We start from the raw sequence: 12,485 nt of genomic DNA, 5'->3' as shown, positions 1-12,485 counted from the left end.
CCCCGGCCCCGCCCCCCCCCCGCCCCCCCCCCCGCCCCCCCCGCCCCCCCCCCCCCCCCCCCCCCCCCCCCCCCCCCCCCCCCCCCCCCGAGTGTGCTCGTGACGCTTTGAAAACAGCTTCTAACGGACATTGGCGCCTTAAAAGGCTGGCTGATTCTACGGCAAAAAAAATTTAAAGGTAAGTCGCGCTCTATTGGACTTTGGTGGCGTTGTGCGCGGGCGAGGCAAACCGCGAGCCAGCGCTTGCCCCTGACGTTTGAGGGGTGATCAATGCCCGACAAAGGGCTAACATGCCGGCCTGTTCCGCGTTTCAGTGTTTTGCCAATTTATGCCCAATCAGACCATCAAGACCCCCTGCGTCGGCCTCTGCTCCACAGTTTACGGAGATCTGGTGTGCCGTGGCTGCAAGCGTTTCCATCACGAAGTGATCAACTGGAATGGTTACGGCGAGGAGGAAAAGCGTGCGGTGTGGTTGCGTCTGGAGCAATTGCTGTCACAAGTGATGGCGAGCAAGGTCGAGATCTTCGATCCGGCGCGCCTGCGCCAGCAGCTGGAACAGCGCAAGATCCGCTTCGTGCCGCATCAGTCGGAATATTGCTGGGCGTATCAGCTGATTGCGCGCGGGGCGCGGGTGATCATTAATCTGGAAGCCTACGGGATGGTGTTGTTGCCGGAGTTCCGCGACTGGAACCTGCCGGAATTGCGCGATGCCATTGATCGGGAATTCTTCCTGCTGTCGGAGGCGCATTATCAGCGCTATATCGCACCGGGCTTTCTCAAGGACGCCTTCGGCGCCTGAAGATCAAAAGCTTCGCGAGCAAGCCCGCTCCCACAGGGATTTTGTGTTCGACATCAATCTACTGTGGGAGCGGGCTTGCTCGCGAAGAGGCCGTTTCAGGCACCGCAACGCTTAATGCTTCACCGCCAACTCCACCAGATGGTCCTCAACCTCCTGCGGCTTGAGCACCAGCACATCGCTTTCCAGCGCATCCAGCACCACTTCGGCGGTATTGCCGATCAACGCGCCTGACAACCCGCTGCGTGCCACGGTGCCGATCACGGTTACCGCCGCCTGCAGCTTGTGCGCCATATGCGGAATCAGCACATCCGCCGGGCCTTCCTCGATGTGCAGGTGTTCGTCATCCACATCGAATTCGGCCTGAAACGCCTTGCACTGCTCGCGATACTTCGCCTCGATCGTCGACTTGAGCTGAAACACCGGATCCGCCGAGGACAGCATCGGCGATGGATGGGCCGTGATGACATGCAGATGCCCCTTGGCCAGGCTCGCGATGTCGTAGCCGTGATCAATGATCGTGGTGTGCAAATGCCGGTGTTCGCCATCGGCATTACCCACGTCCACAGCCGCGAGAATCACCCGGTCTTTCCACGGTGTGCCGGTTTTCACCAGCAGCACCGGGGTCGGGCATTCCCGTAGCAGTTTCCAGTCGTCCGGGGTCAGCAGGGCTTTTTTCAGTGCGCTGTCGGGGAAGTGCTGCTTGATCACCAGCCCGCAGCCCTCGGCCTGCTGCACAGTGATGATGGTGTCGTGCAGGTTTTTTCCCCATGCCTGCTCGGTAGTCACGCTGTAACCTTCATCCGTCAGCGCGGCCTTGAGCACGCCCAGCAGGCCGGCATGATCGTGCCCGGGGTCGCACACCAACAAGTGCAGATGGGCCTGGGTCACGCCGGCGATCAACTTGGCGCGCTTGAGCGCCAGGCTTTCCGAATGTTCGGGGTCGATGACCACCAGAATGCTGCGAATGGCTTGCATGAGCGGAGTCTCCAGCAAAGAAAAGGCACGGCGTTGCACAACTATAGTTGCTGCTCATGCGCCTGCGACTTGATGCATATCAACGCCTGCGACTGGTGGTCTGCGGGCAGGCCGGTATAATCGGCGGCCTTTGCTCGTACACCTTTTACCGTGAGCCCCATGATCCTTCCCGAAATCCACGAATTCCTTGGCTGCCGCACGCCCGACGCCTGGGTCCAGGCCGCACTGGCTGATCAGGAAACCCTGCTGATCGACCACAAGAACTGCGAGTTCAAGGCCGCCAGCACCGCGCTGAGCCTGATTGCCAAGTACCATTCCCACGTCGACCTGATCAACATGATGTCGCGTCTGGCCCGGGAAGAACTGGTGCATCACGAACAGGTCATGCGCATCATGAAGCGCCGCAAGATCGAGCTGCGCCAGCTGCATGCCGGGCGTTACGCCTCGAGTCTGCGCAAAGTGGTGCGCAGCCACGAACCGGTAAAACTGGTGGATACGCTGGTGGTCGGCGCGTTTATCGAAGCGCGCAGTTGCGAGCGCTTCGAAGCGCTGGTGCCGCATCTGGACGAAGAACTCGGCAAGTTCTATTTCGGCCTGTTGAAAAGCGAGGCGCGGCATTTCCAGGGTTATCTGAAACTGGCTTACCAGTACGGCGACGCGAAGGACATCGCTCAGGTGATCGACAAGGTGCGCGCTGCCGAGCAGGAACTGATCGAGTCGCCGGATGAAGAGTTCCGCTTTCACAGCGGTGTGCCTGTCGCCGCATAACCTGTAGGAGCTGCCGCAGGCTGCGATCTTTTGATCTTGCTTCAAAAAATCAAAAGATCGCAGCCTGCGGCAGCTCCTACATGGAAACTGTTAAAAACTCTTAAGAGTATGAAATATCACCGAAAACCGGCCCAAGTGGCCGGTTTTTGCTGCCCGAAACAACGCCTCGCCAGCGAATCCCGCCATACTGTCGCCCACTTCACACATGGGTTGGCAGACGGTCGTTATGGATAACCTGGGTTTTGGCAAGGTCCTGCTGGTCGAAGACGACGAGCGTCTGGCCACGCTGATTGCGCACTTTCTCGAACAACATGGCTACGAGGTACGCGCGGTACATCGCGGCGATCTGGCTGTGGCGGCGTTTCTCGAGTTCCAGCCCAAAGTGGTGGTGCTCGACCTGATGCTGCCGGGGCAGAGCGGCTTGCACGTGTGTCGGGAAATTCGCAGCGTGTCGGACACGCCGATCGTCATCCTCACCGCCAAGGAAGACGACCTCGACCACATTCTCGGCCTGGAATCCGGTGCCGATGACTACGTGATCAAACCGATCAAGCCGCCGGTACTGCTCGCCCGGCTGCGCGCCTTGCAACGGCGCCAAGTGCCGGAGGCCGGCGTGGTCAGCTCGCTGGAATTCGGGCGCTTGAACATTGATCGCAGCTGTCGCGAGGTGCGTCTGGCCGGCGAGATCATCGAAATGACCACCATGGAATTCGAATTGCTGTGGCTGCTGGCCAGCGCCGCCGGCAAGACCCTGTCGCGCGATGACATCCTCAACCGCATGCGCGGCATCGCCTTTGACGGGCTCAATCGCAGCGTCGACGTGTACATCAGCAAGTTGCGCAACAAACTCAAGGACAACCCCCGCGAGCCGGTGTGCATCAAGACCGTGTGGGGCAAGGGTTACCTGTTCAATCCGTTCGCGTGGGAGCTGTAGATGCTGCGGTTATTCCTCGGGCTGTTTCTGGTGATGACAGTGGGGCTGGTGCTGGCCCTGCAAACCGTCGAGCACACCTTCAACGCGTTGCTCGACAATCAGATGCAGGCCTACAACCGTGAAGCAGTGCGCGGTCAGGCGTGGTCACTGGTCGAGCACATGCGCGATCAGCAAGGCGCGGCGCGCGAGCGGCAACTGGAAGCGTTGCGCCCGCACTACGGCTTGTCACTGAAGCTGGTCGAGGCCGATCAGTTGGCGCTCACGCCTGAGGAACAGGCCGAACTGGCGCAGAACCTGTTGGTGATTCGCGACAACTACACCCAGTTCATCAGCAACATCGACGGTGGCTCGCAATTGCTCAGCATCAAGCTGCCGCCCGAGCCGAGCCTGATGCCGTTCTACATCGCGGTGGCTTACGCGATGCTCGCGGTGCTGATCGGCATCGTGCTGTTTTTCTGGGTGCGTCCGCACTGGCGCGATCTGGAGAAGCTGCGTCTGGCCGCCGAGCGCTTCGGCGACAACGATCTGTCGGTGCGCATTCAACTGTCGAAACGCTCGAACATCCGTGATCTGGCCGAGCACTTCAACCTGATGGCGGCGCGCATCGAGAGCCTGATCGCCAATCAGCGCGAGCTGACCAACGCGGTGTCCCACGAACTGCGCACGCCGATTGCGCGGCTGTCGTTCGAACTCGATCAGCTCAAGCAACAGCCGGACGCCAGTCAGAATCGCGAACTGATTGCCGACATGTACGCCGACCTTGGCGAGCTGGAAGAAATGGTCTCCGAACTGCTGACCTACGCCAGCCTCGAACGCGGCGCGACGGTGATCAAGCGCGAAAACATTCAAGCAGCCAACTGGCTCGACAGCGTGGTCGGCAGCGTGGCGCTGGAGGCGGAAGCGGCGGGGGTGCAGTTGCTGATCGGTGACTGCCGACTCGACACTGTGCGCATTGAGCCGCGATTCATGGCGCGGGCGGTGATCAATCTGCTGCGCAACGCCATTCGTTATGCCGAGCAGCGGGTTGAGGTGACGCTGGTGCGCAGCGGCGATTACTATGAGGTGCGGGTCAACGACGACGGTCCGGGTGTACCGGTGGAAGGTCGGGAGAAGATTTTTGAGCCGTTCTCGCGGCTGGATGCCAGTCGCGACCGTCGCACCGGTGGCTTCGGTCTCGGGCTGGCGCTGGTACGGCGGGTGTCGCAGTCCCATGGCGGGCAGGTCGAGGTCGGGGAATCAGTGTGGGGTGGCGCGTCGTTTCGGATGACCTGGGCGCATCTGGACTGATTTGTGTTGGCAGGTTGGGCCCCATCGCGAGCAGGCTCACTCCTACAAGGGAATGCATTCCAAATGTAGGAGTGAGCCTGCTCGCGATAGGGGCATCAAGACCAGCGCAAAACTATGCTCATTTGACCAGCCCCAGTCGCTCATGCCACTGCGCAATCGACTCCTCGGGATACACCGCAAACTGCTGGTCCTTGGGTTGCGCATCCACCTCGACCCAGGGCGCCTTCGATCCCAGCATCAAATGCGTGTGCTCCGGCGGCACCGGCAGCGGCGTATCGATGGCCGAGGCGAACGGATGAATCAGCTCCGGCCATTGCGGGCTGAACAGCCACAGACCGCTGCCGCACTGTGAGCAGAAATGCCGCTCGGCCGTGCTGCGATGGGCACGTTTTTCACCTTCTTCCTTGATCTTCGCGTGGTAGATGCTGATGTGCTTGCCGCCCTGAACCTTGAGGCTGGCCGCATCGCCACCGAGGTTGATCGCGTAACCGCCACCGCCCTGGGTCTTGCGGCAGATCGAGCAGTAGCAGCGCTGATAAGGATAGGGGTGGGCGCTGGTCAGGCTGAAGGTGACGGCGCCGCAATGGCAGGAGCCTTCGAGGTGCATGAGGGGCCTCCGGTGGGCTGAAGTGGTGTGGTTGAGCCTAGAAGGTTTGTGGCGATCATGCAGACGCCTTCGCGAGCAAGCCCGCTCCCACATTTGCAAAGCATTCCCTTGTAGGAGCTGCCGCAGGCTGCGATCTTTTGATCTTGCTTTTCAAAAGATCAAAGTCAAAAGATCGCAGCCTGCGCCAGCTCCTACAGGGGTTTGGGCATGCGCCACAAATACCACGCCGCCACCGTCCGATACGGACTCCATGCCAGGCCGATCTCGATCATCTGCTTGCGCGTCGGCTGCACCTCCAGCCCCTTCAAGCGCCGATAGCCCTCGCGCACGCCAAAGTCATCCGCCGGCAGGATATCCATGTGTTCCAGGCTGTAAATCAGCAACATCTCCACGGTCCAGCGGCCAACCCCGCGCAGGCTGACCAGGCGTTCGATCAGCGCCTCGTCGTCCATCGCCAGCGCGGTGGGGTAATCCGGTACCACGCCGTCCAGTGTTGCCTGGGCGATGCCCTGAATAGTTGCAATCTTGCCCGCCGAAAAGCCGCAGCCGCGTAGCTGATCAAAGTCGGTCGCGAGAATCTGTTCCGGCCGGGGAAACGTCTGCCCCGGAAACAACGCCACCAGCCGCCCGACAATCGCATCCCCGGCCTTGGCGTGCAGTTGCTGATAGGCAATCGCCCGCACCAGCGACTCATACGGATCACGCGCCGGGTGCGGTTGATGCAGGCAGGGGCCGACAGCTGCAATGTGCCGTTGCCAGTCCTCGTCGAGTGCGGCCAGAAACTCGCTGGCCGCCTGATAACTATCCGACATGCTATTTCAGCAGACCGTTGACTTCGCCGTAGGTCAGCGCCTTGAGGTCACGGGTGTCGAGCTTGCCGCTGGCGAGGAAGCTTTTCACCAGCGCACCCATCGCGCCGTAGAGGAATTCGGCGATCCCGGACCCGGCGCTCAAACGCCGCACGCCCAAGGCTTGCAGCTCTGTCGGCGAGGGCAGGCAGGCGAAGCCGAGCACGTTCACCGGCAACGAAGTGCCTTTGCAGATGGCCTCGATTTCATAGGCGCTGGTCACGCCGGCGGCAAACAAGCCATCGGCCCCGGCCGCCTGATACAGCGCCGAACGGCGCAGGGTTTCGGCGACGCGATCCTCGGCCGGTACCAGACCCTTGAGGTAGACGTCGGTGCGCGCATTGATGAACAGCTCCACACCGCGTTTGCGGGCGACTTCGCGCGCCACTTCAATCTTGCGCGCCAGCAGTTCCGGAGCGCCGCTGCCGTCTTCGATGTTGATCCCGACCGCACCAGCGGCGAGCACCGCGTCGATGACTGCGGCCACACGCCCGAGGTCATCGGAATACCCGGCCTCGATGTCCACGCTCAGAGGCACCTGGATCACCCGCGCAATCGATTCCACGCTGGCAATCAGCCGTTCAAGCGGCAGGGTGTTGCCGTCCGCGTAGCCGTGCGCCCAGGCGACCGCCGCGCTGCTGGTGGCGACTGCCTTGCCACCCGCTTGTTCGACCAGTCGCGCACCGGTGGCGTCGGCGACGTTGGTCAGGATCAGCAGGCCATCCTGATGCAGTTGGTGAAACTGTGTATCGAGCGAGCTCATCGAAATCCCTTCCTGTTGGTTGAATCAAGTCGTCAAAAAGCCAGTTGGCGAGTGATCTGCAATGTCGCGTTCTCCAGCCGTAGCAGAAACGCCTTGCGCGGCTGGCCACCACCGTAGCCGGTCAGTGCGCCGTCCGCGCCGATCACCCGATGGCACGGCACCACAATCGACAGTCGGTTGTGCCCGTTGGCCAGCCCCACCGCACGACTGGCGCCAGGTTTGCCCAGCCGCGCGGCGATGGTGCCGTAGGTGCTGGTGTGACCGTAGGGAATCTGTTGCAGCTCGGCCCACACCTGGCGCGCAAAGTCGCTGCCAGGGAGATGCAACGCTACGCCGAATTCAGTGAGTTTGCCGCTGAAATAGGCCGCCAGTTCGGCTTCGATCTGCTGCAGGTGCGCATTGTGTCCCGGCGCAATCACGTAGCCATGACGACTCTGCAGGGCCTCGACCTCGCGGGTCAACGCCGGGCGATCAAGAAACTCCAGCAGCACCAGCCCGCGACGTTCAGCCATGGCGATCATCGGTCCCAGTGGCGTGGTCAGGCGACTGAACAGCAGCGGTTCACTGTTGGCCGCGCGGCCCGGGGTGATGTGAAACGATTTCTGGAACGCATCGCGAAAACCGCTGAGCGATTCGTAACCGGAGTCGAACGCCGCATGGTCAATCGAGGCGCCTTGGCGAATGCCGCCCAGTGCCATGCCCAGCCGGCGGGTGCGCAGCCAGGCATGGAAGGTCATGCCGAAATGCTGCTTGAACCAGCGCCGCAGCTTCAGCGGCTCGATGCCTTCGGCCAGCAGCTGCGTATCACTCCAGCGCATTTCCGGCTCGGCATCGACGGCGGCCAGCAGGCGCTGCACCCAGTCGGGGGCGATGGCGGCGGCGTCCAGCGGTTTACAGCGCAGACAGGCGCGATAACCGGCGCTCAGGCACTCATCGGCATGGGCGAAGAATTCGACGTTTTCCGGTTTCGGCTTGCGTGCCGTGCAACTGGGGCGGCAGAAAATCCCGGTGGTTTTCACCGCCGTGAAGAACACCCCCTCATAGGCGGTATCGCGTTCGAGCATGGCGCGAACCATCTCGGCGTGGGGCGGCAGCAGTGCGGTTTGTATGTTCATGGCCTGAGAGTAAAACCAGATTCTCGATGGCTCCACCGAAAAATCGACAGTGAATTTCCAAATGCCCTGAACTACCGTGTAGGAGCTGCCGCAGGCTGCGATCTTTTGCCTTTGATTTTAAGAAACAAGATCAAAAGATCGCAGCCTGCGGCAGCTCCTACCGTTGAGGGATTGAGTTTTATGCCACCGTTCATCATTCAGCACATCGACCACATTGTCCTGCGCGTCGCCGATCTGCAACGCAGTATTGAGTTTTATCGCCAGGTGTTTGGCGCCGAAGTGGTCAGGCACAACGAGCCACTGGGGCTGGTGCATCTGCGCGCCGGCACCGCGATGATCGACCTCGTCGACTTGCAGGGCGAGCTGGGCAAGAAGGGCGGTGCGGCGGCGGGTGCCGAACGACGCAACGTCGATCACTTCTGTCTGCGCATCGAACCGTTCGATGAACCGGCGCTGATCGAACACCTGCAGGCGCACGGTCTGAGCGTGGAAAAAGCCGCCAGACGCTTCGGCGCCGAGGGCTATGGCCTGTCGCTGTATTGCTTCGACCCGGACGGCAATCAGGTCGAACTCAAAGGGCCGTCCGAAGCCTAGGCCTCACGCCCGTTTGGCCATCAACAACACCGAAGCCGCCGCTGATAGCAGTCCCGCGCAGCAACGATTGAAGATTCGTTTGCCGCGCGGCTCGGCGAACCAGCGGCGCATGTGCAGGCCCATCCAGGCGTAGGCGCCAATCGCGATCCACTCCAGCAGCAGGAACAGCGCGCCGAGCATGGCGAATTGCGCCGGCACTGGACGGCTCGGGTCGACGAATTGCGGCAGGAATGCGGTGAACAGCAGGATCGCTTTCGGATTGCCCGCCGCCACCAGAAACTCTTGACGCGCCAACCTCCAGAACCCTACCGACGCTCCCGCCACCGACTGCTCGGTCTCGGGGTTGGCGCGCCACAGTTGCCACGCCAGGTACAGCAGATACGCCGCGCCAATGACCTTGATCGCATGGAACAGCCATTCCGAGGTTTGCAGCACCACCGACAACCCGGCGCCGGCGAGGGCGATCATTGCGGCGAACGCAATAATTCGCCCGATACCGGCGGCGCAGGCTCGCCGGTAGCCATAGCGGGTGGCATTGCTGACCGACAGCAGGTTGTTCGGGCCCGGGGCCATGTTCAGGGCGAAACAGGCCGGGAGAAACAGCGAAAGGGTGGCGAGGTCCATGGCGGCGTTCCAGAAACGTGGAAGCGTATTTTTATCACAGCCCTTGGGCGGCGCGACCCGTACAGTCAGGCTGTGCTGTCGCGGTACAGCGGCGACCGGCGCCGTTGATCGCGTCGAACTTTTTCGATTGGGCAGAACTCTGAAAAGTCAGAAGGCCATGGTTTCGTCAGAAAAAGCTGTGCGCCAAGTCAGAAAAGGCATTTGCCGTGTAATATCCGTCCGATGCTGCAAACACCCAGCCGGCCCCGAAGCGGCCTCACCAAGAGCGATATACATGCAAGCAAAGGCCCGTGAAGTTTATGTGCCACCGGTGCTGCAAGATCTGCGAGCCGGCACTGCCGAACTGCACATCGCACTGGAAAAACGTCTTCCCTTTTTCTCCGATACCCTCGATTCGAACGCGTTTGAACGGCTGATGCGGGCTTACTACGGCTTCTACGCACCGCTGGAAAGTGCCTTGCGATCCAGTGGCGCGGTGCCCGACGACTTTGACCTCGCGCCGCGCCTCAAAACGCCGACCCTGTACGCTGACTTGCAAGCCCTGGGCCTGACGGCCGAGCGCATTGAGCAGTTGCCGATGTGCCAGTCCTTGCCAGTGATCGACTCGAGTGCCGCCAGCCTCGGTGTGCTGTATGTGCTCGAAGGCGCGACCCTCGGCGGCCAGATCCTGCGCCGTGAGATCGCCTCGCGGTTGAGCCTGAACGCCGACAACGGCGCGGCATTTCTCGATATCTACGGCGCCGCCACCGGCCGCCGCTGGCGCGACTTCATTGAATATCTGGGCAACCGGACGCTGGATGCGGCCGAGCGCGAAGCCGTGGTCGCGGCGGCACACACCACATTCAGCTGTTTCGAGCGCTGGCTCGAAAGCCGCGAGGTACTGGCATGAACCCGCAAGATAAAGAAGCCTTTGAAGAACTGCTGGCCAACTGCGCCGACGAGCCGATCCGCTTCCCCGGAGCGATCCAGCCCCACGGTTTGCTGTTGACCCTGAGCGAGCCGGCACTGGAGATCATTCAGGTCAGCGCCAACGTCGAGACCCTGCTGGCACGCCCGGCTCCAGAGCTGATCGGCCAGCCGCTGCACAGCCTGCTGGGCGCGGCTGATGCCGACGCGGTGCGTGAGGCGCTGTTGCAACCGGCGTTTGCCGACGCCGGGCCGCTGCACTTTCACCTCAATGGCATAGCGTTCGAAGGTCTGCTGCACCGGCATCAGGGTGTGTTGATTCTGGAACTGGAAATACACGTCGAAAACTTCCAGCCGCGTAACGTCGCCGGCAACCAGACCCATTTGGGACGCATGCTCCAGCGCCTGCAGGCGGCCACCAGCCTGCAGGCGCTGTACGACATCAGCGTCAAGGAAATCCAGGCGATCACCGGTTACGACCGGGTGCTGATCTATCGCTTCGAGGAGGAGGGCCACGGCCAGGTCATCGCCGAAGCGTCCGATCCGTCGATGGAAGTGTTCAACGGTCTGTTCTTCCCGGCTTCGGACATCCCCGAACAGGCGCGCGAGCTGTACCGCACCAACTGGCTGCGGATCATCCCCAATGCCGATTACCAGCCGGTGCCGCTGGTGCCCAAGCTGCGCCCGGACACCCAGACCCCGCTGGACCTGAGTTTCGCCACCCTGCGCAGCGTGTCGCCGATCCACTGCCAGTACATGAAGAACATGGGCGTGCTGTCGTCGATGAGTATTTCCCTGCTCAAGGGCGACAAACTCTGGGGCCTGATCAGTTGCGGCAATCGCCAGCCGCTGCACGTGCCGCACGAACTGCGCAGCGCCTGCCAGACCATCGGCCAAGTGTTGTCGCTGCAGATCAGTGCGATGGAGTCGCTGGAAATCAGTCGTCAGCGCGAAGCAAAAGTCGAGGCGCTGGCACTGCTCAATCAAGCGATGATCGATTCGCCGCAAAACGTCTTCGACGGACTGGCGGGGCAACCTGAGGTGCTGATGGCGCTGACGGGGGCCGGCGGTATCGCGATCATCGAAGACAAACAGCTGCACCGTTACGGCAACTGCCCGGAACCGGAAGAAATCCGCGCCCTGCACAAATGGTTGCAGGACGGCGGCCAGCCGGTGTTTGCCAGTCATCACCTGTCCAGCGTCTATCCGCCGGCTGCGCAGTACCCGCAGGTCGCCAGCGGCGTGCTCGCGATGAGCCTGCCCAAACCGGTGGACAACGGCGTGCTGTGGTTCCGTCCCGAGGTCAAGGAAAGCATCAACTGGAGTGGCGATCCGCGCAAACCGCTGGACCTGGAAAACTCCGACGCCGGTCTGCGGCTGCGCCCGCGCACGTCGTTCGAGATCTGGAAAGTCGAGATGGCCGGGATCTCCGCCAAATGGAGCCACGGCGACCTGTTTGCCGCCAACGATCTGCGCCGCTCGGCGCTGGAAAACGACCTGGCCCGTCAGGTGCGTCGCGAGCAGGAGGCGGTGCGCGCCCGCGACGAGCTGGTGGCGGTGGTCTCCCACGACCTGCGCAACCCGATGACGGTGATTTCCATGCTCTGCGGCATGATGCAGAAAACCTTCAGCTCCGACGGCCCACACACCTCGCGGCGTATCTCCACCGCCATCGACACCATGCAGCAGGCGGCCGGGCGGATGAACACGCTGCTGGAAGACTTGCTCGACACTTCCAAGATCGACGCCGGGCGCTACACCATTGCGCCGCAGATGCTGAATGTCGGGCAGATGTTCGAAGAAACCCAGTCCCTGCTCGGGCCGCTGGCGCTGGACAAGGACATCAGTATCTCGTTCCAGGCCGATCCGGACCTGAAAATCCATGCCGACCCGGAGCGCCTGTTCCAGGTGCTGTCGAACCTGATCGGCAATGCCATCAAGTTCACCCCGCGCAAAGGCTCGGTGGGCGTTCTGGCGAAGTCGGTCGGCCACGAAATCGTCTTCACCGTGCGCGATACCGGCGAAGGGATTCCCAAGGAAAACCTGGCGCACGTGTTCGATCGTTACTGGACGGTGAAGGAGGGCAATCCGACTGGCACCGGTCTGGGCTTGTACATCACCCAGGGGATCGTTGAAGCCCATGGCGGGCGGATCGAGGCCAGCAGTGAGCCGGGGCAGGGCACGGAGTTTCGGTTTACGGTGCCGGCGATGATTATCGGGGAATGAAAAAAATCCGTGCCTCGCCAAGCGGGGCACGGAGCTCGA

The 12,485-nt window shown here is 61.9% G+C and carries 13 protein-coding genes; 7 read left to right on the top strand and 6 right to left on the bottom strand.

The window, feature by feature from the left end; translation table 11 throughout:
* Window positions 1–328 precede the first annotated feature (328 nt).
* Complete coding sequence (locus ACIOUG_RS23100) at window positions 329–799, top strand: DUF1289 domain-containing protein (protein ID WP_108590615.1); 471 nt, start codon at window positions 329–331, stop codon at window positions 797–799.
* A gap of 111 nt (window positions 800–910) precedes the next feature.
* On the opposite strand, the gene ACIOUG_RS23095 is transcribed toward ACIOUG_RS23100, so the two are convergent.
* The gene (locus tag ACIOUG_RS23095; protein WP_401068920.1) at window positions 911–1,774 is read right to left on the bottom strand and encodes a universal stress protein; all 864 of its coding nucleotides are present in this window, start codon (window positions 1,772–1,774) and stop codon (window positions 911–913) included.
* Between the two features lie 159 nt (window positions 1,775–1,933).
* Here ACIOUG_RS23095 and ACIOUG_RS23090 point away from each other — a divergent pair, with 159 nt between their 5' ends.
* The 3 genes from ACIOUG_RS23090 to ACIOUG_RS23080 all read left to right on the top strand — a co-directional run bounded on the left by ACIOUG_RS23090 (window position 1,934) and on the right by ACIOUG_RS23080 (window position 4,763).
* A complete protein-coding gene (locus ACIOUG_RS23090; RefSeq protein WP_401068918.1) occupies window positions 1,934–2,542 on the top strand; it encodes a tRNA-(ms[2]io[6]A)-hydroxylase in 609 nt (202 codons plus the stop codon).
* A gap of 226 nt (window positions 2,543–2,768) precedes the next feature.
* Window positions 2,769–3,476: a response regulator gene (locus ACIOUG_RS23085; protein WP_401068916.1), complete on the top strand. Its 708-nt coding sequence runs from the start codon at window positions 2,769–2,771 to the stop codon at window positions 3,474–3,476.
* Window positions 3,477–4,763 carry an ATP-binding protein gene (locus tag ACIOUG_RS23080; RefSeq protein WP_401068914.1) on the top strand — a complete coding sequence of 429 codons (1,287 nt, stop codon included), beginning with the start codon at window positions 3,477–3,479 and terminating at the stop codon, window positions 4,761–4,763.
* A gap of 118 nt (window positions 4,764–4,881) precedes the next feature.
* Here ACIOUG_RS23080 and ACIOUG_RS23075 read toward each other — a convergent pair whose 3' ends face one another.
* From ACIOUG_RS23075 to ACIOUG_RS23060, 4 genes are all read right to left on the bottom strand, one after another.
* Complete coding sequence (locus ACIOUG_RS23075) at window positions 4,882–5,370, bottom strand: GFA family protein (protein WP_401068913.1); 489 nt, start codon at window positions 5,368–5,370, stop codon at window positions 4,882–4,884.
* A gap of 191 nt (window positions 5,371–5,561) precedes the next feature.
* A complete protein-coding gene (locus tag ACIOUG_RS23070; RefSeq protein ID WP_401068911.1) occupies window positions 5,562–6,182 on the bottom strand; it encodes a DNA-3-methyladenine glycosylase family protein in 621 nt (206 codons plus the stop codon).
* Window position 6,183: 1 nt separating this feature from the next.
* Window positions 6,184–6,981 carry an isocitrate lyase/phosphoenolpyruvate mutase family protein gene (locus tag ACIOUG_RS23065; RefSeq protein WP_401068909.1) on the bottom strand — a complete coding sequence of 266 codons (798 nt, stop codon included), beginning with the start codon at window positions 6,979–6,981 and terminating at the stop codon, window positions 6,184–6,186.
* A gap of 32 nt (window positions 6,982–7,013) precedes the next feature.
* Window positions 7,014–8,096 carry a bifunctional transcriptional activator/DNA repair enzyme AdaA gene (locus ACIOUG_RS23060; RefSeq protein WP_401068907.1) on the bottom strand — a complete coding sequence of 361 codons (1,083 nt, stop codon included), beginning with the start codon at window positions 8,094–8,096 and terminating at the stop codon, window positions 7,014–7,016.
* Window positions 8,097–8,276: 180 nt separating this feature from the next.
* Here ACIOUG_RS23060 and ACIOUG_RS23055 point away from each other — a divergent pair, with 180 nt between their 5' ends.
* Window positions 8,277–8,690 (top strand): VOC family protein, encoded by a 414-nt coding sequence (locus tag ACIOUG_RS23055; RefSeq protein ID WP_401068906.1) that lies wholly within the window; start codon window positions 8,277–8,279, stop codon window positions 8,688–8,690.
* Window positions 8,691–8,693: 3 nt separating this feature from the next.
* Here the strand turns inward: ACIOUG_RS23055 and ACIOUG_RS23050 are convergent, their stop codons facing one another.
* Window positions 8,694–9,314, bottom strand: coding sequence for a LysE family translocator (locus ACIOUG_RS23050; RefSeq protein WP_401068904.1), 621 nt, complete (start codon window positions 9,312–9,314; stop codon window positions 8,694–8,696).
* A gap of 274 nt (window positions 9,315–9,588) precedes the next feature.
* Between ACIOUG_RS23050 and ACIOUG_RS23045 the strand changes: the two genes are divergently transcribed.
* Both ACIOUG_RS23045 and ACIOUG_RS23040 read left to right on the top strand, forming a co-directional pair.
* Window positions 9,589–10,203, top strand: a complete 615-nt coding sequence (locus tag ACIOUG_RS23045; RefSeq protein ID WP_401068903.1) for a biliverdin-producing heme oxygenase — start codon at window positions 9,589–9,591, stop codon at window positions 10,201–10,203.
* Window positions 10,200–12,446: an ATP-binding protein gene (locus ACIOUG_RS23040; RefSeq protein WP_401068901.1), complete on the top strand. Its 2,247-nt coding sequence runs from the start codon at window positions 10,200–10,202 to the stop codon at window positions 12,444–12,446. Before ACIOUG_RS23045 ends, ACIOUG_RS23040 begins: the two co-directional genes overlap by 4 nt.
* Window positions 12,447–12,485 lie beyond the last annotated feature (39 nt).

This window comes from Pseudomonas sp. NPDC087803, from assembly GCF_044742995.1.
GTDB lineage: Bacteria > Pseudomonadota > Gammaproteobacteria > Pseudomonadales > Pseudomonadaceae > Aquipseudomonas.
The sequence above is the reverse complement of the archived record's forward strand: the minus strand, read 5'-3'. Positions and strand labels throughout refer to the sequence as shown.

Coding starts and splice junctions, on each gene's coding strand:
- ACIOUG_RS23045 (WP_401068903.1), top strand. CDS start 9,589: ATGCAAGCAAAGGCCCGTGAAGTTTATGTGCCACCGGTGCTGCAAGAT.
- ACIOUG_RS23100 (WP_108590615.1), top strand. CDS start 329: ATGCCCAATCAGACCATCAAGACCCCCTGCGTCGGCCTCTGCTCCACA.
- ACIOUG_RS23060 (WP_401068907.1), bottom strand. CDS start 8,096: ATGAACATACAAACCGCACTGCTGCCGCCCCACGCCGAGATGGTTCGC.
- ACIOUG_RS23075 (WP_401068913.1), bottom strand. CDS start 5,370: ATGCACCTCGAAGGCTCCTGCCATTGCGGCGCCGTCACCTTCAGCCTG.
- ACIOUG_RS23090 (WP_401068918.1), top strand. CDS start 1,934: ATGATCCTTCCCGAAATCCACGAATTCCTTGGCTGCCGCACGCCCGAC.
- ACIOUG_RS23070 (WP_401068911.1), bottom strand. CDS start 6,182: ATGTCGGATAGTTATCAGGCGGCCAGCGAGTTTCTGGCCGCACTCGAC.
- ACIOUG_RS23050 (WP_401068904.1), bottom strand. CDS start 9,314: ATGGACCTCGCCACCCTTTCGCTGTTTCTCCCGGCCTGTTTCGCCCTG.
- ACIOUG_RS23085 (WP_401068916.1), top strand. CDS start 2,769: ATGGATAACCTGGGTTTTGGCAAGGTCCTGCTGGTCGAAGACGACGAG.
- ACIOUG_RS23055 (WP_401068906.1), top strand. CDS start 8,277: ATGCCACCGTTCATCATTCAGCACATCGACCACATTGTCCTGCGCGTC.
- ACIOUG_RS23080 (WP_401068914.1), top strand. CDS start 3,477: ATGCTGCGGTTATTCCTCGGGCTGTTTCTGGTGATGACAGTGGGGCTG.
- ACIOUG_RS23065 (WP_401068909.1), bottom strand. CDS start 6,981: ATGAGCTCGCTCGATACACAGTTTCACCAACTGCATCAGGATGGCCTG.
- ACIOUG_RS23095 (WP_401068920.1), bottom strand. CDS start 1,774: ATGCAAGCCATTCGCAGCATTCTGGTGGTCATCGACCCCGAACATTCG.
- ACIOUG_RS23040 (WP_401068901.1), top strand. CDS start 10,200: ATGAACCCGCAAGATAAAGAAGCCTTTGAAGAACTGCTGGCCAACTGC.